This is a genomic window from Kitasatospora sp. NPDC091276 (assembly GCF_040684355.1).
Lineage (GTDB): Bacteria > Actinomycetota > Actinomycetes > Streptomycetales > Streptomycetaceae > Kitasatospora.
Map to the genome: position 1 here is coordinate 1 of NZ_JBFBFU010000041.1, position 21,344 is coordinate 21,344.

A 21,344-nucleotide genomic window follows, 5' to 3' on the forward strand; every position below is an offset into this window, starting at 1 on the left:
AAGACCCCACACCGTTCACCTGGACCAAGACCGCCGACGAGATCCTCGACTCCCTCGCCCGATTCTGCCGACGGATCTCCGGCGCAGGACACTAGTACTCCAGCTGTAGATCGCTCCTGTGCCGGTGGCGCCTATGCTCGCCATGGTTTGCGCGGCTTGCCCCAGCTGCCGTGTGGCCGGCTTCGAGTCTGGGCCAGCGTCGCCGCGTCGAACTCGCCCTTGCTGATGACCGCTCGTGGTTCTGGCACGAGCAGGGCCGCAGTCGATCGCCATGGGACAGCCGAGGCCCAACCGACCAGGGGCATCGTCTCGTCGTAGCGGGGAGCGAACTGCGCGACGGTGATGGTGGGCATCCGATAATTCAGGCTACGGACGTGTTCGACGAACGCTTCAGGCAGCGAGACGTGGTGCGTCTCCACGTAGTGCGGGAAGTCCTGGCGCCACAGCCAGGTACCGTCTGTCGTCAGTGAAGAGCACCCCGGGGAGTGGCGGTGGGCGCTGCCGGTGATGGCGTCGCGTCCCGCCTCCATGACGTCGATGAGGATGTGGCCAGCATCCAGGTAGGCCACCAGGTCCGCCTCGTCCGACTCGCCGACAGGCCGGACGGCATCGTGTATCGATCCGTTCGGCTGGCCGGAGCGGTTGTCCAGTTCGTCGTAGAAGCCCAGCAATCCCAGCACTGCGTCCTCCTCTACGAGCCTTGCCGTCCCATCGGCACGTGCAGGTGCGGCCACCGTTGATCATCAGTGTGTGAAGACAAACGATCACGCGGTGGCCGCAGGTCACAGCGTAGACGCCGACCACTGGCAGGAAGCGTTCGAGGGCCTGATGGGCCGTATTGCGGGCCGGTTCGCCCAGGTCGAACCCCGCCACCGAATACGGCGCTTGGTCATGGGACTGCTCGCGGACCTGCCGAGGAAGAACTGCTGGACCATCGCCGAATGGGATGGAGAGGCGACTCCTGACGCCATGCAGCACTTGCTGAGCCGAGCCAAGTGGGACGCCGATGCCGTCTGCGACGACCTGCGCGCCTACGTCGTCGAGCACCTGCATGACGACCAGGCGGTACTCGTGGTCGACGAGACCGGCAACGTGAAGAAGGGCACCCACACCGTCGGCGTCCAGCGCCAGTACACCGGCACCGCGGGGAGAATCGAGAACTCCCAAGTGGCCGTCTACCTCGTCTACACAGGTCGACGCGGACACGCCACAGTGGACCGCGAGCTCTACATTCCGCGCTCGTGGACCGACCAGCCCGACCGCTGCCGGGCGGCCGGACTCGCCCCGGACACCGCGTTCGCCACCAAGCCCCAACTGGCCGCCCGCATGATCACCCGCCTTCTGGACTCCGGCCACCACGCCCCCTGAGTGGCCGGAGACGAGGTCTACGGCGGCAACCCCCAACTGCGCACGGCCCTGGAGGAACGCACCACCGGCTACGTCCTCGCGGTGGCTCGCACCCACGAGGTCACCACCGGGGTCGGCAAGCTCCGCGCGGACGCCCTGGCCAAGAAGCCCCCCAGACGGGCCTGGCAGAAGCTGTCCGCCGGAGCCGGAGCCAAAGGACAGCGGTTCTACGACTGGGCCCACATCGACCTGCCCAGCACCGCTCCCGGCCACCGCCACCTGCTGATCCGCCGCAACCGCACTACCGGCGAACTCGCCTACTACCGCTGCTACCCACCCCGACCGGTGCCGCTGACAGCCCTGGTGCGGGTCGCGGGATCCAGATGGAGAGTCGAAGAGGCATTCCAGGCTGGAAAGGGCCGGGCCGGCCTCGATGAGCACCAACTCCGCCGCTACACGTCCTGGTCCCGCTGTGTCACCCTCGCCATGCTCGCCCATGCCTTCCTGGCCGTCGTCCGCGCCGAGGAGCACCAACTCCGCCCCGGGCCCGACGGCCTGATACCGCTGACATGCAACGAAATCCAGCGACTCTTCATAGCCCATGTCGCCAGATCCGTTCACGAGGCCGACCACTGGCTTCGCTGGTCCATCTGGAGAAGCCGCCATCAGGCTCGCTCCCAGGCCAGCCACTACCAACGCCAAGCCGCGACATCAGCATGATCGTGAACTACAGCTGGAGTACTAGCTCATAGATCATTTGTGCGAGTTTCCTGCATGTGTCTCGGGCCTCTTGAAGGAGGGCATCAGGGAGTTGTCCGGGAGATTTGCCGGACAACTTTCGAACCGCACTCGCCCTGGTGGAGAGTGTGGTCCTCGACCTTCGAGGAGTGCGCAATTGTCAGGAAGCCGACGGACCAGGCCGTGGGGGCCGTTACGTGGCCGAAGTCAGCAGGCAGACTCTACGGCCCTGCTGATGCGGTGTTGGCTCGACGCGACCGGCATGACCGTAAGGGACCTGCATACCGGACTCATGGCCGGTCGCCGGTGCCCGAAGATGGGTCGAACCGCCGTAGCCGACCGCCTGGCAGGAATGTATCTGACGGTCGACTTCGTCGACGCTGTAGCCGAGGTCTGCTTCGACGATATCGATGTCCGGCGAGCCCGTTCGCAGGAAGGTCGAGATGCTCTCAATGGCCAATCCTCGCCGTCACCTTGCTCAGCGAGTGAGTCCGTTTACAGGACCTTGCCGTTAGCGGCGGAGGCTTTCCACCGAGCGAATGAACCCGATCACGAATCAGCCGAGACCCTTAAAGCCAGAGCTGCGCGGCTGGACAGGGAGAATAGCCGCCTGCGTGTCCAAATCGCTGACCTTCGCGAACGAGGGCAGGTCGCCGCAAGTGCAGCTAGTCGCGCTATTCAGCAGCGGGACGACGCCAGGCGTCAGCGCGACGAGCGCGCGGCGGAACTGGCGGACCTCTTGGCTCAGTTGAGCCAAGACACCGAACGCGAGGGAGTTTCCAAGCCCGCACCGTCCGACCAGATCGACTCCGTACATGGTGGCGACGGTCAACCAGGTGATGCTGACGGTTGTCCGCCGCGTCGAGTAGCGGATGGGGTAGGACCTCAGCCAACGTCGTCCGGATCTCCGAATAGGCTCGACGCAGATCGACCGGAGAGGTCTCTGCCGGCGGGTAGAGAAGGAGCTGTCGCACGGGCAGTGGCTGTCCTACCATCCCCAGCCTTGAGTGAAGTTACCGATGCTGCTCAGGAGTCCAGTAACGGGGCGGCCCTCAGTGGGCGAGAACGTCTCGCGTTCGAGGCCTTCCACGACGTCCACTTCCGCGCTCACTACAGCTTCGTGTATGCAAGGTTTGGTGACCGGCGTCGGGCGCTACGGATCGCTGAGGAAACCTTCTCCCAGCTGGCGGCCAACTGGAGGTTCGTCCTAAGGCAGGAGATCCCCGCAGCCTACGCCTGGTCAATCACGCGGAAAGCTATCAGGCGCGAGTTCGGCTACGTGCAGCGGCGGGCCGGCGCCGCTCGGGAGGTGTTTGAGTCAGCCAGGGCGGGCCTTGCTCTCATGGATGACGCGACCGGTCTCTTCGAGGCCATTCTGGAACTACCAGAGCGCCAGTACGAGGTGGTCGTGCTCCGCCACATCCTTGAGCTCGATTTTTATGAGGTGGCGGCTTACCTGGGGGTTTCGGAGACCAACGCGAGGGCCCTCGCCCGACGGGCCACTGACCGTCTACGCAGAACTCTGAACCTGCATCAGTCAACCGATCCATCATGAACTGCGAAATTTCCAGGATTTCGGCTGCTGTGCGCGGACCCCCAGAGCGGCCGACCAAGGCGACCACCGGCCCGGTGAGGGATCGTACCCCCCACCGAGCCGGGCCCCATCAGAAGCGGTACATAGCAAACCCATTACCGCCCTGAGACAAGCAGCACCTACAGGAGGACTACTTGGACAGCAACGGTAGCGCGAACCCACCATTGCAGCCGCCGGTGATCAACATCAACATTGGCGGGACTGGTACGCAACTGCAGATCACCACGCCGGTCGCGATCGCCGATGGTGGCTCTGTCGCTCAGGCGGAAGCTACGAAGTACAAACCGTCGGAAGCTGGCGAAGAACCGCCGTACTGGCGCCGCACCGCGGTCGTGTGGAGTGCAGTAGCTGCGCTTGCGACACTCGCGGGTGTGGCATTCTCCGCCTGGAGTACCAGGTAGCGACGCCGCTGGCGTCCTGCGGAGTTCCTGCAGCACGGGTGGGATCTGCCCGTCGGCTCCCGCCCGTGCTTTGTCGGATGTGCAGGGACTCCCCGCTCGGGAACGGTGAATGGAGGCTCCCGTCCTGTGATCGTCTAGGCTGGCTGCCCAGTAGGGCGCGGGGAATCGGCCTATGAAGGATCCAGCTCGTGCCTGCTCCGATCGACCGGATCGTTGACTCCCTGCTGCCTCTTGCCGTTCCGATCGCGACCTGACCCGGTACTACCGCAACCTGCGGCGTGGCGATGTAAACTCCGTCGCCGACTCTCTGTACTGGCACGGCCAGTTCAAGCCGATCGTCGTCAACCGGGGCACGCTTACCGGCCGCCTGAACGAAATCCTGGCCGGCAACCACACCTGGGATGCTGCCGTTCAGCGCGGCTGGGACCAGATCGCGGTCTCCTGGGTTGACGTCGATGACGACGCGGCCGCGAAGATTGTGATCGTCGACAACCGCACCAGCGACTTGGCCGGGTACGACACCGAGCTGCTGGCCGACATCCTGGGTGCCCTGCCCGACCTCGACGGGACCGGCTACGACCACGATGCCGTCGATGACCTCCTCGACGGCATTGAGCTGCCGTCCCAGCTCGCCGCCGAGACCAGCGACCGCGAAGGCGACAAGACCGTCGACGAGCACCTGCAGTGGGGCTTCGTGCAGTGGGGCACCACCCGCGTGCAGATCACCAAAGACGAAGTCGAACGGCTGAACAACATCCACGAGGCGTTCTACGAGGCCCGCGGCACCGACACCGGCTTCGCTCACTACCTCCTCGACCAGCACGGCGACGCGCAGCAGGAGGCCGTCGATGCCTAAGTTCGTCGAGGCGTACGCGATCGACGGGCTCAAGCCCGCCCCGTACAACCCGCGCCGCCTGTCGGAGGAGGCGTTCGACCGGTTGCAGAGGTCCCTGGCTTTGTTCGGTTGGGTGAAGCCGGTGATCGTCAACGGCAACGGCATCCTCGTGGCTGGCCACCAGCGAACCAAGTCCCTGAAGGCCATCGGCCAGACCCACGCCCCGGCGATCCTCCTCGATGGCCACGTCTCCACCCAGGACGAAGTCCAGTTCAACTTGTTGCACAACTCGATCGAGACCGATGGCTCGAAGGTGCGGGTGCCCGCGTCCGGGCCTGATGGGCACGGCTGGGAGTGGATCCAGCCCGAGGACGTCACCGCGGTGTCCCACTCGAACCCGGCGATCCAGGCCGAGATCCGCCGCCTGGTCACCCGCTACGGCACGTGGGGCTCGGTCGTCGCCGACAGCGACGGCAGGGTCATCCTCAACAACGACTACGCGGTGGTCGTCGCCGATCTCAAGCTGCCGCTGCTGTGCTACCGCATGTCCGTGCAGGAGGCCGACGAACTCGCCGTGTGGCTGGACGGCGACTACGGCGACTACGACTACACCCAGCTCGGCATCCGCGCCTACAACCAGCACTGGTGCCAGATGCACCGCCTCGGCGGAGACGAAGGCGACTCCAACAAGTCCACGACGTACGAGCAGCACGTGCTGCCCGCGCTGCGCCCCGGCCAGCGGGTCATGGACTTCGGCGCCGGAGAGCTGGCCTACATCCAGCGGATCAAGGCGCAGGGCTGGGACGCGCACTGGTACGAGCCGCACGTCAAGGCCGCCGGGAGGCAGAACGCGCTGGACGTGGCGGCCACGGTCTCGCACATCCGCGACCTCCAGCGGGACATCCCCGCGAACGGCCTCTACGACGTCGTCGTACTGGACTCGGTGCTGAACTCCGTCACCTCGCTGGAGTTCGAGAACGCCGTGGTCGCCACGTGCAGTTCGCTGCTCGCCAAGGACAGCACCTTCTACACCGGGACCAGGTCGCTCGGCTCCGTCGCGCGCAGGGTCGGTGGGAAGAAGGCCCGTAACAACGGCCGGTACAGGCGCAGCGTCGAGTTCCTGGACGACAACGGGTTCACGGCGAGCTTCCGTGCCGGCGTGTGGACGATGCAGAGGTTCCACGACCCTGAGCCGCTTCGGTCGCTGATGGGCCGGTACTTCGACGAGGTGGAGGTTCGGGGCAACCCGAACGGGAGCAACATCTACGCGGTGTGCCGCAAGCCGAGGGCGCTGCCGGAAGAAGAGCGGCGGGCGGCGCTGGAGCTGGAGTTCAACATGGAGTACCCGAGGGAGTACCGGCACAACAGGCACCGGCCGCTGGTGGAGGCGCTGATGCGGGCCTGTCGGGAGCGGGACGGCGGCTAGGACACCGCCAGTTAGGAGCATAAAAGATAAGCTACTGAACTTGATCGGGTGATGTCGGGGCTGTTCGCCTGACAGGCGCTGGACGGCTCCGGTAGTTCTGGCCTGTGAGATACGCGCAGGGCGGCGGCTTGACCGACGCCGAGAGGGCCGCGCGGGAGCGGATCCGGCTGGAGGCAGTCGTTCGCTTCGAGGGCGGGGAGAAGAACCGGGAGATCGCTGCCGTGTTGCGGGTGAGCGAGCGGTCCGTTGAACGCTGGCGCCGGCAGTGGCGGGAGCTGGGAGCGGATGGGGTCCAGTCCAAGGGATCGCCTGGGCGTCCGAGGCTGGGTGATGCGCAAATCGCGCGGCTTGAAAAGGAGTTGGAGCGCGGCCCGCTGGCCCACGGCTGGGAGGACCAGCGCTGGACGTTGGTCCGGGTGAAGACGTTGATCGGTCGGATGTTCCACGTCAGCTACACCGTGGAAGGGACCTGGCGCCTGCTCAAGCGCCACGGTTGGTCGTGGCAGCAGCCGACCCGGGGGGCGATCGAACGCGACGACGACTCTGTCGAGTTGTGGAGGAAGGAGGTGTGGCTCCAGGTGAAAGCGCCGCGGCGGCTCGGGGAGCCTGGCTGGTCTTCGAGGACGAGGCCGGACAGACACTGAGGCCGCCGCGCGCCAGGACCTGGGGCCGAGTCGGGTGCACGCCGGTGGTGCGGGTGCGGGGCGGAGGCTCCGGACGGATATCCATGGCCGGGATGAGCTGCTACAAGCAGGGCGAACGTTCCCGGCTGATCTACCGGGTCCGCCTGCACCGAGGACGTAAGGGCGAACGCAAGAGCTTCAGCTGGCAGGACTACCGCGACCTCATCCTCCGGGCTCGCATACAGCTCGGCGGCCCGATCGTGCTCGTCTGGGACAACTTGTCCGTCCACCTTGTGCCGCCGATGAAGGAGTTCATCGCGGCGAACGAGGACTGGCTGACGGTCTTCCAACTGCCCTCGTACGCCCCGGACCTCAACCCGCAGGAAGGCATCTGGTCGCTGGTCAAGCGGACCATTGGCAATCTTGCCGTGGCCAACCTCAACCACCTGACCAAGAGCGTGAAGCGGAGTCTGAAGAAGATCCAGTACCGACCGCACCTGATCGACGGATGCCTCGCCCAGGCCGGACTGATCATGGACGACTGACCACCACGCGGCCCGACATCACCCATTCAACTTCAGTAAAGGATTGTCCAACTAGCAGACAGGGCAACGGAGTAGCCGTCCGCAACCATCGAGACGGGGGAGCTTCAGTGCTGGCACCTGTGGTTCAAGTACGTCACAGGCATCGACCTCGGCCGCCACTGGGCCGTCGCCCCCCACGGCCGCTACAGCCGCCACATCGACGAGACCACCCGCCATGTCACCGTCGAATTCGTCATCATCAAGGAACTGCTCGGACATGCCCACATCGGCGTCACGGCCACCGTCTACGTATCGGAGGTGCAGCGTGCAGTGCCCTTCCGCTGACGTTGCCGTCAAGACGCCAGAAGCCTCTCCCGAAATTTTTGGGGAGAGGCTTCTGGATTTACACCAGGATCACCCTGCGGAGTAAATGCAAGACCATTCTGGTTCAGATCGATTCAACATTACAGGTCGTACGGGTAAAGTTGAATCGAAGATACATTTAGAGAAATCACATCTCCTGGAGCTATCTCCCATTTTCGATCCGGCGCCTCGATGAGAACGATGTCGGAGCCAAGCCTTAGCCCTACGATGGGGTCATCTCCCTCGCCGATCTCGACGACTGTACCCGAGATGGAGATAGGGCCCTTCCCTTCGGTGAATCCCATGATTGAACCGCGGGGTGCATCGTCGACGATTGCCAAATCTGCGACCTCCTCCGGAATTTCAATTTCGACGTCAAACTCCCCCCGCCGGGCAGGCGTTGGCCCCATCCAGCAGGCGAAGGCGCTCCCGAGCGCACACCGGAATGCAACCCATCCCTTTGGGTTATCCAATACTCTGGTGATCTCTACCTTCACTACTTCAGCCCCAGTGGGACGCGGACCATCTCATTACTAACGGTCCACTCATTTGACGGGGAAAGCCAATCCCATGTTTCCATATGAAAGTGGAACTTTGTGGGCTTGCTGTTCATCTCATGATCTCCCATCCGAATGCTGCGGCGGCCATCAGCAGATACAAGGCGGTTCGGGTCCGGCACACCCGTGCGAGGATGGATATTTGTGTATGGTCCTTCTCCCAAGAAGTCCTCCCACGCTTTCCCTGCCTGAGAAGGCTTCAGGGCTCTGGGGGCTGTAACCTCCGGCAGATTTTTGACTGTTACCTCTGGCCCCGTTTCCCCACAGTTGTGAACCAAGACTGGCGTGCTTCCCGCCAGCACATAGTACGTGTCGGGCACTCAATTGCCAGCATTGCACAACTCTGCGAAGGTGTAGGTCTCTGAATCCCCGGGGGCAATCAAATCGCCGGACCAGCAATCACTCGGCACCGGACCACATCATGCGATATATCGACGGCTGACTCGCGAAAAAGTCGGCGACGGCCCGCCGGATGAACCGACGGGCCGTCGCCGACTTTGGCTAATAGGTAATCTCCTCTCCGCTTGAATTCCAGACCCGTGGCCAACCCGATCCCGGCGCGGCGCTGGGCTCAGCGATTATCAACCGATCCGGCCGCCAATAGAACGATCCGACAGCCCTGCCATCCCAATCGGGCCATTCGATGACAATTCGATCGCCGGGAGAAACGGTCACCTCATTTGCTGCCGGCTCAAACTGAACTACCAGAGGAGTGTCGCTGTCGGCAACCACGTCAAATCTAATCACGATCACTCCATATTCTCACTGTACCAGTCGAGAAGAGTTGCCCTATCTGCAGCACTTGGATTGGGATTTCCGCGCCCTTCGGACACGCTGGCCACCTTATTAAAGTAATCCGAAAATACTTGAATATCATCTTTCGTGTATGGCGATGAATTTACCTTGCCGAGTTGCCCGGGCGTCCTGAGATCGAGGCTTCCGCTGCCATTGTCCCATAGCCTGAATCCGCCATGCGCGCCATCTGCACCGGCTCGTCCCCTGCCCAGCTCCCCTAGGGTGTGTCCGTTCTTTGCCGCTACAGCAATAGCCTTTTCTCGTTCGGCTGCTGTCAGCTCTGAAACAGTGGGCGGCTTTGCCATAGGACAGTTATGAACAAGGACCGGTGTCGTCCCCGCGAGCACATAGTACGTGTGGAGCTTGTTGATCGTGAGGTTGTAGGCAGTGGCTGGGGTGGTTTGATAGTTCCGAATCGATGCGATGGTGACGGTGTCGCCCGTGGGCGTCAGGAGTTGGTCGCCCGCGTGGAGTTCTGCTGCGTTGGTCCACCGCTTGGTGGTGATATCCCAGTATGGGTGGTGTTGAGTCGAGGTGAGCGTGACGGCGGATGCGGCGGAGCTGCTGGTTTCTGCAGAAGGATCCGCTTCGGTCGGGGCGCTCAGTTGGAGGTCGGTGAAGTCCTCGTCGTTAGGTGTGATGATGGTTTGCGTGACACTTTCCCCAGTGGTGTTGCCGGTCTGGGGGTCAGTTGCGGTGACTTTGTCACCGGCGGTCAGTTGGTCAATTGGCTTGGCGGTTCCGTCCGCGAGGAGAACTGCGGTTCCCGCAGGAAAGCTGTTGCACGGCATCCGACCAGGCGCCCCCGGACTAGCGGCGTAGGCGTCTCCTATCGAAGCAGGGAGATATGTTCCCGAAGCAAAATTTGCACTGTGCGGGTCGAGGCCCTGCCCCATGGCCCAGCTTACGTAGGAATCCATTGGGCCGGGCTTGCTGTATTCGTGATCACCCAGATGAATAATCGCGTGGGCGAAGTCGATCGGTGCAATCGCGACTGCACCAAGGCCGAAAAGGAAGTCCCTGTTGTTGCCTTCGTGACCTTCCTTGGAGTTCGGGTTGCATCGACCGTTGCTGCATTTGACTGCATATTGTTCTCGAACTGTCTTGTGGGTCCTCCAGTAGGTGTAGGCAGAGTATGCTTGGAACTTTTCTGTCGTTTTGTTTTCTTCTACGATCTTGTCATAGTCGCGCCCCTTTTCAATTGGCGTGATTCCGCCGCTGCATGTGTACATCCCGTTGCCGCACTCTTCGAAGTGCAGGCCTGAGGGGTCCGAGAGATTGACGGGGTTGTTGCTGCTGTAGGCGTAGCCGTTCCACTGCTGGGGGCTCGCTGGGTCGAGGATGGGGTCGGGGTTGATGAAGCGTCCGTGGACGGGGTCGTATTGGCGGGCGCCGAGGTTGGTGAGTCCGGTGGTGTCGTCCTTGCTGCCTCCGATGAAGCCCTTGGTGCCGGCCCAGTCAGAGGTGGCGGGCTGGGTGCCGCGGGGGTTGCCGAACGGGTCGGTGGGGCGGCGGGTGACGGTCTGGTTGGCGTCGGTGTTGATCTGGAGGCCGTTGGTGCCGTGCGGGTCGGCGGCCTGGATCAGGACGGTGCCTCCGCCGATGGCGGCGGTGACGCGGGTGTAGGTCAGGCCGCCCGGGGCGGGGATGGAGCGGACGTTGCTTGTGGAGCCGCTGGCCGTGTCGAGGGTGAGTTCGTCGGTGGGCAGGTTGAGCGTGGTTTTGCCGGGGTTGCGGCGGATGAGCTGATTGCCGTCGGCGTCGTAGAGGTAGGTGGTGGCGGCGGCCTGGCCGGTCTTGGTGAGGGTGTCGAGCTTGTCCTCGCCGTTCCAGGTCAGGGTGGTGGTGCCGCCGGTGTCGGTGATGGCGGTGGTGTTGCCCTTGGCGTCGTACTGGTAGCTGACGGCCTTGGTGCCTGCCTGCCCGCTGGTGGTGGAGGTGAGCAGGGCGTGGGGCCCGCCGGTTCCGCCGCCGGTGTTGGGGGCGTTGGTGGGGGTGTTGCGGCTTTTGGTGGCTCCGAAGGTCTGGGTGGTGGTGGTGTCGTTGAGGCTGTTGCCGGTGATGTCGTGCTGGACGTATCCGGTGCGGTTGCCGGTGGCGTCGTAGGTGTAGGTGTTCCAGTAGGGCGTCGGTCCGCCGATGGTCCGTCCGCCGGGGTTGACGGTGGCCGGGCCGTTCGTGTTGTTGCAGCCGCCGATGCCGGGGACGGTGGTGGAGCTGCCGGTGCCGTGGACGGCGCCTGAGGTGTCGGTCCAGTCGGCGGTGGTGGCGGTGCCTGCGGTGTCGGTCCATGCGCCGGTCAGTCGGCTCAGGTGGTCATAGGTGAAGCACTGGGTGTCGGTTGCGGTTGCGTCCTGGATGTCGGTGACCGAGGTGATCCGGCCTGAAGGGGTGTAGGTGTAGCTGGTCTGGTCGACCGAGACGGTTCCGACCTGGCGGTCGACGAAGTTGTTGATGACCCGTCCGGTGGCCCAGTCGTACTGCTGGGTGGAGACGACCTGTGTGCCGTACTGGCCGACTGTCGTCCGTACGGGGCGTGCGAGGGCGTCGTAGTCGACCTGGGCGACGATGGCCTGCTCGAGGCTGGCGGATCCGTAGAGCAGACCGGTGATGGTCTGGGCGTAGGTGATCGATTCGGCCGGGAGCCCGCCGGCTGCGGGGATGTCGGTCTCGGTAACAGTGCCGAGGACCGGGCTGTAGGTGTTGGTGGTGGTGTAGGTGCCGGCGAGTGCCCCTTCCACGGGTGGGATGGTGATGGAGGTGCCGAGCGGCCTGTAGGCGGTGTCGTAGCCGGTCACTGCGGTGGTGTAGGCGGCGCCTCCGCTGCCGCCGACGTAGCGGGTGGAGGAGGTGGGCTGGCCCTTGACGAGGGTGTCGTAGGTCCACGCTGCCAGCTGGTTGGCCGGTGTCACGCCGCCGTTGAACGTGCCGGTCTTACGGCCGAGCAGGTCGTAGGTGTAGGAGAGAGTGTTGCCCTTGGCATCGACAGTGTGGTCGATGCGCGAGTTGACGTCGTAGTACGTCTTCGTGACGCCGGTGTCCGGGTCTGAAGCGGAGACCTGGCGGCCGTGGAGGTCGTAGGTGTGGGTCCAGGTGTTGCCGCTGCTGTCGGTGTGCGACGCAGGTTGGCCGGTGGGCGTGTAGGCGTAGGTGGTGATGTCCGCGTCGGTGCTGTTGCCGGTCGCGGTGGGTGTGCGGTACTGCCAGAGGGCGGTGGTGTGGCCCCGGGCGTCGGTCACGGACGAGGTTGGCGCGCCGCCGCTCGGCGGGGTGGTGTCGGTTCGGTCCGCACCGGGGTAGGCGGTGGTGGTGGCCCACTGGAGGTTGCCGTAGGAGCGGAACTCCGCGCGTACGACGCGTCCGTTGCCGTCGTAGGTGTTCCAGGTCTGGCCTGGTATCTGGCCGTCACCCACCGGGACGAAGATTGATTCGGTGGGGAAGGAGCTCTTCTCGTAGTACGGTGCCGAGGTCTTGATGACCCAGCCGTGGGTGTCGTAGACGGTATCGGTGATGAGGCGCCCGGTGGGCTTGGCGGCGCTGGTGCTCTGGCTCTGGCGGGGGCGACCCAGACCGTCATAGATACTGATGTTCACCGAGTAGGTGGCCGCGTCGTCGTTGAGCGACTCGGTCTTGACGGTGGACGGGCTCTTGGTGCCATTGAGCGAGTAGGTGAACTGCTTGCTCGGGAGTTGGTTGGTCGGGCGGTCCGGTGCCCAGACGGCTGTGAGCCGGCCGAGGGCGTCGTACTGGGCGGTGACGACGCGGCCGTTGGCATCGGTATTGGTGAGTGCGGAGCCGCGGGCCGGGTCGAGTGTGGTGCTGGTGGTCCAGTCTGCGCCCATGGGTCCGGTGGTTCGTACCTGGGTCGGCAGGGCACCGGTGGCCGGGGTGAGAACGACCTTGGTCGCTGCGGGGGTGATCGATGGGCCGGCCAGTACGGCACCGGAGGCGTTGTAGGTGGAGCCGTCGGTGGTCGCTGTCGTCAGGCTCCGACCGTAGGCGTCGAACGTCGCGCTGCCGGTATGGGCGTAGACGGCGTTGCCGGCCTGGTCGAAGTGGTCGAGGACTTGGTTGCTCGTCGGGTCGCCGGTCGTGCCAGCTTTCCCGAAGGGCTTGCCGTCGTAGAGTGTGCGGCCGCTGGACAGGGTGTTCGCCGAGGTGGCTTTACCTGCGCAGGATCCCTGGAAGGCGGTCTTCTCCGAGACGAGTGTGAGCAGCTGCGGGTTGTCGCTGGCCGCGTAGCTGGTGATGGCACAGGTTTCCGGGGTGGCGGCGGTGCCGTCGCCCTTGTCGTCGACCTTGACGACGCGGTTGCCGTTGGCCGGTTCCGTGGTGGTGACAACCGTGGTGGTGCGCCAGCTGCCGTCGGTGAGTTTGGCCTTGGCGATTGAGGTGGTCTCGGAGTCAGGACGCCAGGCGTAGATCTTTGGGGCTCCCGCGCTCTGGGCGTGGGTCGCGGACGTCGTCTGTCCGGTGTAGGTGCTGCCGGAGACCGCGGTGACTGTGCCGTCGGCCTTGTCGAAGGTCTCGGTGGCGACGACGCGGCCGGCGAGCTGGGCGCTGTCGGTGACGGTGCCGCCGAGCGGGCTGGGGACCTGGACGCTGCGTTGGGTTGTGCCGTTGGCGAGGTAGTCGTCGTTCATGCCCCGCAGGTAGGTGACCTTCTGCTGGGTCTTGGGCGCCTCGCTGGAGCTACCGCTTCCGGTGGTGGTGGTCACCGACTGGTAGCCGCGGAAGTTGTCCCAGGTGCGGGTCTTGGGGTCGGTGAACTCGGCGTCGTTGCGGTGCCAGGCCGCGCCGCCGTTGTAGGTGTACTCGGTGGTCCTGCCGATGTTGGGTGTGCTGACGAGGTCCTGCTCGACGACGGTTTTGACGAGGGGCTTGTCGAACCAGTCGTTGACCGGGTCCTTGGAAGACCAGAAGTCCGGATACCACTTGACGGGTATGCAGGCCATCGTGTTGCTGTCCTCGGAGGACGGCATGTGGTTGTTGACCCGGGAGCACTCGGGGTCGTTGTAGATGACGTCGATGCTGCCGCCCATCTCGGTCGTGATGTTCTGGATGCGCGGGCGCATGAACATCGGCGAGGCGGGGACGAGGCCGTCGACGCGGTTGGCCCGCATCTGGTACTGGAACTGCACCGGGGGCAGGTTCTTGATCTCTGCCTGTCCGTTGCTCGGGACGCGCTGGATCAAGTCGAGCTGCAGGAGGCGCTTGGTGCCGTCCTTGGGGTCGGCGAGCTCCTGGTTGAGGTTCCAGGTGTCGACGGTACGTGGCGCGGAGTTGACCATGATCTGGGTTCTGATCGTGGTCAGGCGCTTGGTGGTGAAGAACGTCGGTGCGGAGTTGACGCAGCTGCTGTCGGTGCAGATCTGGTCGACCGGCGTGTCAGGCCACGCGTTGGCGTTGCCGGCGCGCTTGCCCTCGGAGCAGTCGTTCGTGGCGTCGGGCATGCAGCGTTCGGCGACGTCGAAAAGGACCTTGGCCGCCGGGCTGGTGCTTCCCTTGGCGGCCTTCTGCTCGTCGAGACGCTGGCCGTAGGCGATCTCCTTGAGGTAGCCGGCCCGCTGGTAGTCGGCGAGGGCGCCGGTGCCGCCGCTCTGGACGCGGCCGCGCTTGTACTTGTTGCCCTCGGCGGCGTACTTGTACGTGGTCAGGTTTCCGTGCGGGTCAACCACGTAGTCGAGCTGCCAGCGCCAGGCCATCTGGCACCATGAGTTCTTCCCGCTGCCGGAGTTGTAGCAGGGGTCGCCGTTGTTCGGCGAGTACACCGGCACCGTGAGGACGGAGTTCGCGGCGGGGTCGGAGCCGTCGCCACCGGGCAGGTGGTTGAGGCCGAAGTAGTACTGGACACCGTCAGACGTGGTGATCCGCCAGTACTCCATACCCTGGTAGTCGACATCGCCCGCGGCCTTCGAAGCCCCGGTGAGCTGCTCGACCTTGGAGCCGTCGTCGCTCTCGAGGTGCCAGGTGCCGGTGGCGTCGTCGCGCACGATCTTGCCCGAATGGCCGCTGAGGGAAAGGGTGGCGTTCTGCCCGCCCCAGCACTCGTCGCCCGAGCCCGTGATGCCGGCCTTGTCGCAGCTGCGGTAGGAGCGTTCGATGAAGCCAGGCTCGTAGCCCCAGCCGTCGCCGATCCACGAGGGCTGGGCGTTGGTCGAGGAGGTCTTGCCGTCCACGTCCGCCGAGTTGTAGCCCAGCGACACGGTCGGAGCCGAGCCGCTGAGTGCGGGCGGTACCTCGATGGGGTAGCTGTAGGTGAAGTTGCCCGTGTTGGACCCGGCGGACCAGGCAGAGGACGGGGACAGAGATGTCGCGGTGTAGTTGCCCATGGCGCCGGAGGGCGACGGCGCTGCGGAGAGCACCACCGAGCCACCGCTTTCACCCTTGTCGGTGGCGGCCACCGCCTGAGCGGGCGCTGCCGTCGTGGTGAACGAGGCCTTCACGGCTTCGTTCTGCCCCTGCTGGGGAGCTGCCCTGGGGGGCAGCGTGACGTCGGCGGTGATCTTGCCCTGCCCGTCGGTCTTCGCCGCAACCGGGTTCTGGGTGCGGCACTCGGGCAGGTCCGGCGTGGTCAGTGCGCAGGCCGGCAGGGCGACGAGGTGGGCCCGGTCGGACCAACCGGCCGCCTGCAGTGCCTTCAGGTCCAGGGTGACGCTCGCGGCACGGCCTTCGCCGCTGGTGGGCGCTTCGGCGTCGCTCAGGGCGATGAGCGGGCCGGTGACGCCGGCCGCCTTGCCCGTCTCCGGCCCGGTTACCTGAACCGTGACCGTGTGCGCGCTTTCGCCCTTGCCGGTGCCGGGAGCGACCTGGACGGCCAGCGCCCCCGCCTTCGCGCCGGTCTGCGCTTCAGGGCTGTCGGCCCCCAAAGCCACCGTCGCGGTACCGGTCACCAACGGCGCCGTCGGCTCAGGCTTCCAGTCAGGAGCGTTGGAAGCCGGTTTGGAAGCCGGCTTCGGGGCGTCCTTTCCCTCGACCGAGACGGTCGCGTCACCCAGCGGCGTGTGCGGGGGAGTCCAGACCTTCCCCTTCGGCGCGGGGTAGGTCCACGCCACAGCGGGCGGCGCGGTTATCCCGGTCATTGTCAGGGCGACCATCGCCGCCACAACAGACGAACGCCACCGGTTGCCTGGTGGTCTTCCAGCCCGTTTGTGGGCAGCCCAAAACATCTTCACATCGCTCCAATGATTATCGACATAACGTCAAAAAGGCGTGGCAGTGCCATGGTCAGCGTGACGATAAGTGAAGAATCGAACACGCCACCAGGGTGTTCGGCCGCCGTGTATGAGAAATTTGCAAAGTCTTGGGAATCGCGATCGGTGCGTATCAGGACATGCCTACGCAAGGCGGTAATGGGTTTGACCTATCGACAGGCCAGGCCACATCGTTCCCATCCGAACGCAGACACAGCAGCGTCTGCCGACCGGGAGGGACTCACCGAAGATCCATGTCCACCACGTCACGGACAATCACGAGCACGCCACCGCCATCATCGACACGCAAACGTGTGACTCGCCTGACCGCGCTCGGAACCGGTTGCGTCCTGAGCCTCGGTCTGCTCGCCGCGCCGACCGCCCTGGCCGTCGAACCCGACGCCACGCCGACCCACGGCCCGGCCGGTGGGGCGGCGCCACTTCTTCCGCCCACACCCGCCCCGCCTCGTACACCTCTGCAGCAGGCGGTGCTGGACGCAGTCGCCAAGGCCAAGTCCACGGGCAAGCCGGTCGTCATCGACGCTCTGACCGACGTGGCGTCGAAGACCGTCGCCAACCCGGACGGCAAGCTGACGACCACTGACAATGCCCAACCGGTCAGAGTGAAGCAGGACAATGGCTGGGCCGACCTCGATGCCACCCTCCGTGAGAACTCCGATGGCACCGTCAGCCCGACCGTCGCGAGCACCGCCCTGGCCCTCTCTGGCGGCGGTGGCGGGCCGATGGCCACCGTGTCCACCTCCGACGGCAAGAAGCTCTCCGTCAGCGCACCGTTCGCACTGCCGAAGCCCGTCCTGAACGGGGCGACCGCCACCTACGCGAACGTGCTGCCCGGCGTCGACCTCCAACTGACCGCACTGCCCATCGGCGGCTGGCGCGACGTGATCGTGGTCCGCACGCCCGAGGCCGCCGTCAACCCCGCACTGAAGACCCTGCGCTTTCCGATCACCGCCCAGGGTTTGACAGTCACCTCCGACGACCAAGGCCGCATCGACGTCAAGGACGACAAGGGCGACCTGCGATTCCGCTCGCCCTCACCCTTGCAATGGGACTCCTCCACGCCGCCCGCCGCGTCCAAGACCGTGAAGTCCGCCATGGCAGCCGCAGCCGCGCCCGCAACAGACCCAGCACCTGCGGCCGGCATTCGCTCGTCCACAGAGGAGCCGGGCGACGGCGCGAACGTCGCCGCGATCTCCACCAAGGTCACCTCCTCGGCCATCGAACTGACGCCGAACCAGGACGCGCTCGGCTCCGGCACCGGCCCGTGGTACCTCGACCCGTCGCTCGTGGCGACGAGCTCGGTCCAAGGAGCCGTGGAGGTCCAGGAGAACCACAAGACGGCGGAGAACTTCAACAAGAAGAGCAACCTGGCCACCGGCTACTGCGGCTACCACAGCAGCGACCCGAGCCTGGACTGCGGTGACCTGGGCCGCCAGCGCGCCTACTTCCAATTCGGCATCAACCCGGCGCTCTACACCAAGCCCGGCGGCGCCGAGAGCCCGCCGACCATCTTCAACTCCACCCTCAACTTCCAGGTCACCGGCGCCTCCAGCCCCAGCACCAACACGCCACTCGTGGTGTACTCGGCGCCCAAGCCCATCCATGAGCACACCAGCTGGAACGACCAGCCCTGCGGGGACAGCAAGACCGTCGTCATGGAGAACTGCCCGACGGTCAACGGCCAGTGGATCACCGGCACCGGCCCGCTAGCCGTCGACGTCACCGACATGATGAAGCAGGCGATCGCCGGCCAGTGGCCCTGGTGGACCGCCGCCATCGCCCCGATGAACAACGAGTACGACAAGAGTTTCCGGCACTACATCGCCAACAACCCGTACATCACCACCACCTACGACATCACCCCGACCGTCTGGTACCCGCGCACCAGCCCCGCCCCCGGCTTCGCCTGGAACAACAGCACCGCCGAGTGCACCACCGGCGGCGCCCACCCCTGGGACAACCCCGGCTGGATCGGCAGCAACCAGAACATCTACCTGACCGCCAACAGCTACTCCCCTGCCGGCCAGTCCCTGTACACCAGCTACCGCATGTGGGACGACAACGACGGCAACTTCTCCTTCACGGACGGACGGTGGGGCCGCAGCTACAACGACCCCGCCGAGTCCGTCACACCCGGTTCGCTCAGCGACGGCCACCAGTACGGCTGGTATGCCCAGTCCGGTGACGGCACTCTCAGCTCACCCGAAAGCGCCTGGTGCTACTTCCGCGTCGACCGGACCAACCCGCGCGTCAGCATCAGCTCGTCCGACTTCCCGCCGTCCGGCACCCCGAACCCCACCCCGGCCAAGTACATGAACGACTGGGGCAGGTTCGCGATCAACGCGGAGGACCCGGCCCCGGGCGCGGGTCTGCAGGCTTCGGGCGTCGCCTGCGTGCGGGTGAGCACCGACCCGACCCCGGTCGTCGGCTGGAAGTGCGGCCAGAGCGGCACGCTCTCGCCGGGACAGCCCTACGACTACCAGCCGCGCCAGTGGGGCACCAACACCCTCTACGCGTGGGCCATGGACAACGCCGGCAACTACAGCCAGCCGGCCCTCTACAACTTCTACGTGCCCTGGAAGCCCGGTACCCAGCCGCTGTTCGGTGACGTCACCAACGACCAGCAGCCGGACATCGTCCTCGCCGACAAGAACGGCGACCTGCGGATCATCGGCGGTACCGCCGACCCGACGAACTCCCTGGTCGCGCCCGCCGCCGCGGCACCCGGCAACCTCAAGTACGGGGCCACCTGGGCCGACTACCAGATCAGCCACCACGGCGCCCTCACCGCCGGACTGCCCGTCGACCAACTCGTCGTCCACTACACGGGCGCCGCGGCCGAACTCAAGAAGATCCTCTACGTCATCCCCAACGACGGCACCGGACGCTTCGACCAGAGCCAACCCCTGGCACCCAGCCGCCCCACCACCTGCAAGGTCTACGGCACCACCACGCCGTGCGACGGATACAACAGCGGCGACTGGAGCAACGTCTCCCAGGTGATCGCGTTCGGCACACCCAAGGGCGAGGCAGTCGGCCCCAAGCCGGGCGACCCGACGAAGACGGTCTTCACCACCCAGACGTCCATCATGACGCTGGAGAACAACAACCTCTACGTCTTCAACCCCGTCGGCAACCTCCTCAGCAGCACCACCCTCATCCCCACCCTCTCCGGCAGCTGGAACGACCTCGAACTCATCAACCCCGGCGCCGCCAACGGGCCCACGACCAACCCCGCCACCAAGGCGACCGCGAACCAGACCACGCTCTGGGCACGCAGCCGCACCACCGGCGACATCTACGCCTACCCCCTCGGCTTCAACGCCGACGGCACCGTCGACTACTCCGCCCTCACCAAGCCCGACGCCGGCACTCCCATCCTGACCGGCGCGAACTGGAGCGCCGCGGCCCAGCCGAAGATAGGCGCCGCGGACCTCAACAACGACGGCTACCCCGACCTCTGGGCCATCAACAACAGCAACGCCATCACCGTCTTCCCCGGCAAGAGCAGCACCGGTGCCACGAACAAGGTCGACGGCTTCGACAACTGGCAGTTCCTCGGCTACGCCGACGCCAGCGTCTCCGTCCACCCCAACACCGTGAACTCGCAGTGCATGGACGCCGTCAACGGCCCCCGCGACGGCGCCGAAGTTGCCATCTACAGCTGCTGGCAGACCGCCAACCAGCGGTTCAGCTTCGCCACCGACGGCACCATCCGCGCCGGCAGCTGGTGCCTGTCCACCAAGGACAACGCACTCGGCAACGGCACCCGTGTCATCCTCACCACCTGCACCGGCAACACCGGCCAGAAGTGGAGCATGCGCCCCGACGGCCGCATCTACCTGCCGGCAACCGTCGACCCCGCCAACAACCCCGGCGGCCAGTGCCTCGAACTTCCCGGCTGGGCCACCGACCAGGGCACCCGCCTCGGCATCTGGACCTGCCCCGGCGTGCAGGCCAACCAGCAGTGGACCCTGCAACCCGAACGTACCCCGTAACGCGTCAGCCATCACCAAGGTGAGCTGACGTAGCAACCGCAGGGCGAGGGGACCGGCCATTCCGGGTCCCTCGCCCTGCTTGCATGTACCGGTATCGAGCGCCCTCCGGACGGAAAGCAGTCGTGCGAGGCAAGGGCGGCAGAGCCCCGGCGGTGAGGCTTGCGACACCACCGCCGGGGCGCTTATAACCAGGCCTTCCAACTGTTCGGTCGGGAGCGAGCCGGGCCTCGAACACCATCGCCTTCGACTGCATGACCGCTATGCAGGCTGTCGTCGACAGACCGCAGCAACCGACGCCTGTCGGGAGCGGGACGGCGGTTAGGCCACTAACAATTATGAGTATAAAAGATAAGCGATAGATTTGTTCAACTAGTAGACAGGATAAGTAAGTTGCCATCCATGGCCATCGAGGCGGGAGGGCGTCGGTATCGGCACCTGTAGCTCAAGTACGTCACCGGCATCGACCTCAGCCGACACTGTGCCGTCGCTCTCCACGGCCGCTGCAGGCGCCTCATTGACGAGACCACCCGCCACGCCACCGTCGAACTCAACGAGTTCCCACACGCCCTCGCCTGGTACCTGTGCGGCGTCACCGCCGGCCCCTACCGCTGGGCCGACAACCCCCACCTCGCCCTCGAAGCAGCCCCCGGCCACACCCAAGACCTCACCGTCCAGGACCTCACCGTCCACCTTGACGGCGTCCGCCCCATCCCCTTCACCGACGCCGATATCCCCGCCGACGACCCCCACGCCGACGACCCGCTCTTCCGCACCTGCCGCAACTGGCAGTTCGCCCACTACCTCCGGGCATGCGGCGTCCCCCATGTCCACGGCGACCGGCCCCGCATCACCACCCTGCGGCCCGGCAACGGCCAAGGTGAACTCCTCCCGAAGCCGCCCCGTATCGTCGCCGCCACGGACAAGGAGAC

Annotated in this window: 13 protein-coding genes and 1 pseudogene; 8 read left to right on the forward strand and 6 right to left on the reverse strand. The window is 65.4% G+C overall.

Features of this window, described 5'->3' with window-relative positions; translation table 11 throughout:
- Positions 1-131: 131 nt before the first annotated feature.
- Positions 132-680, reverse strand: coding sequence for a hypothetical protein (locus tag AB0O19_RS34210; RefSeq protein ID WP_363625142.1), 549 nt, complete (start codon positions 678-680; stop codon positions 132-134).
- A gap of 148 nt (positions 681-828) precedes the next feature.
- Between AB0O19_RS34210 and AB0O19_RS34215 the strand changes: the two are divergent.
- Positions 829-2,067: pseudogene (locus AB0O19_RS34215) on the forward strand (IS701 family transposase).
- 211 nt (positions 2,068-2,278) lie between these two features.
- Here the strand turns inward: AB0O19_RS34215 and AB0O19_RS34220 are convergent.
- Positions 2,279-2,545, reverse strand: a complete 267-nt coding sequence (locus AB0O19_RS34220) for a hypothetical protein (protein WP_363625143.1) — start codon at positions 2,543-2,545, stop codon at positions 2,279-2,281.
- A gap of 96 nt (positions 2,546-2,641) precedes the next feature.
- On the reverse strand, positions 2,642-2,917 hold the full coding sequence (locus tag AB0O19_RS34225) for a hypothetical protein (RefSeq protein WP_363625144.1): 276 nt from the start codon (positions 2,915-2,917) through the stop codon (positions 2,642-2,644).
- 171 nt (positions 2,918-3,088) lie between these two features.
- Here AB0O19_RS34225 and AB0O19_RS34230 point away from each other — a divergent pair, with 171 nt between their 5' ends.
- The 6 genes from AB0O19_RS34230 (at position 3,089) to AB0O19_RS34255 (ending at position 7,509) form a co-directional block, all read left to right on the forward strand.
- Positions 3,089-3,640 (forward strand): sigma-70 family RNA polymerase sigma factor, encoded by a 552-nt coding sequence (locus tag AB0O19_RS34230; RefSeq protein WP_363625146.1) that lies wholly within the window; start codon positions 3,089-3,091, stop codon positions 3,638-3,640.
- A gap of 173 nt (positions 3,641-3,813) precedes the next feature.
- Positions 3,814-4,080, forward strand: a complete 267-nt coding sequence (locus tag AB0O19_RS34235; protein ID WP_363625148.1) for a hypothetical protein — start codon at positions 3,814-3,816, stop codon at positions 4,078-4,080.
- Positions 4,081-4,351: 271 nt separating this feature from the next.
- Complete coding sequence (locus AB0O19_RS34240) at positions 4,352-4,936, forward strand: ParB N-terminal domain-containing protein (protein ID WP_363625214.1); 585 nt, start codon at positions 4,352-4,354, stop codon at positions 4,934-4,936.
- Positions 4,929-6,341 (forward strand): ParB N-terminal domain-containing protein, encoded by a 1,413-nt coding sequence (locus tag AB0O19_RS34245; RefSeq protein WP_363625150.1) that lies wholly within the window; start codon positions 4,929-4,931, stop codon positions 6,339-6,341. Before AB0O19_RS34240 ends, AB0O19_RS34245 begins: the two co-directional genes overlap by 8 nt.
- 104 nt (positions 6,342-6,445) lie before the next feature.
- A complete protein-coding gene (locus AB0O19_RS34250) occupies positions 6,446-6,985 on the forward strand; it encodes a winged helix-turn-helix domain-containing protein (RefSeq protein ID WP_363625152.1) in 540 nt (179 codons plus the stop codon).
- Positions 6,982-7,509, forward strand: a complete 528-nt coding sequence (locus AB0O19_RS34255; RefSeq protein ID WP_363625216.1) for a transposase — start codon at positions 6,982-6,984, stop codon at positions 7,507-7,509. The genes AB0O19_RS34250 and AB0O19_RS34255 overlap by 4 nt, the downstream gene beginning before the upstream one ends.
- A gap of 443 nt (positions 7,510-7,952) precedes the next feature.
- On the opposite strand, the gene AB0O19_RS34260 is transcribed toward AB0O19_RS34255, so the two are convergent.
- Together AB0O19_RS34260 and AB0O19_RS34265 are read right to left on the reverse strand one after the other, a co-directional pair.
- Positions 7,953-8,348: a hypothetical protein gene (locus AB0O19_RS34260; RefSeq protein ID WP_363625154.1), complete on the reverse strand. Its 396-nt coding sequence runs from the start codon at positions 8,346-8,348 to the stop codon at positions 7,953-7,955.
- An 809-nt stretch (positions 8,349-9,157) separates the two neighbouring features.
- Positions 9,158-16,300, reverse strand: a complete 7,143-nt coding sequence (locus AB0O19_RS34265) for an RHS repeat-associated core domain-containing protein (protein WP_363625155.1) — start codon at positions 16,298-16,300, stop codon at positions 9,158-9,160.
- Positions 16,301-16,884: 584 nt separating this feature from the next.
- Here AB0O19_RS34265 and AB0O19_RS34270 point away from each other — a divergent pair.
- The gene (locus AB0O19_RS34270) at positions 16,885-20,415 is read left to right on the forward strand and encodes an RICIN domain-containing protein (RefSeq protein ID WP_363625157.1); all 3,531 of its coding nucleotides are present in this window, start codon (positions 16,885-16,887) and stop codon (positions 20,413-20,415) included.
- A 369-nt stretch (positions 20,416-20,784) separates the two neighbouring features.
- Here the strand turns inward: AB0O19_RS34270 and AB0O19_RS34275 are convergent, their stop codons facing one another.
- Entirely contained in the window at positions 20,785-21,291 is a 507-nt protein-coding gene (locus AB0O19_RS34275) for a hypothetical protein (protein WP_363625159.1), read from the reverse strand.
- Between the last annotated feature and the right edge of the window lie 53 nt (positions 21,292-21,344).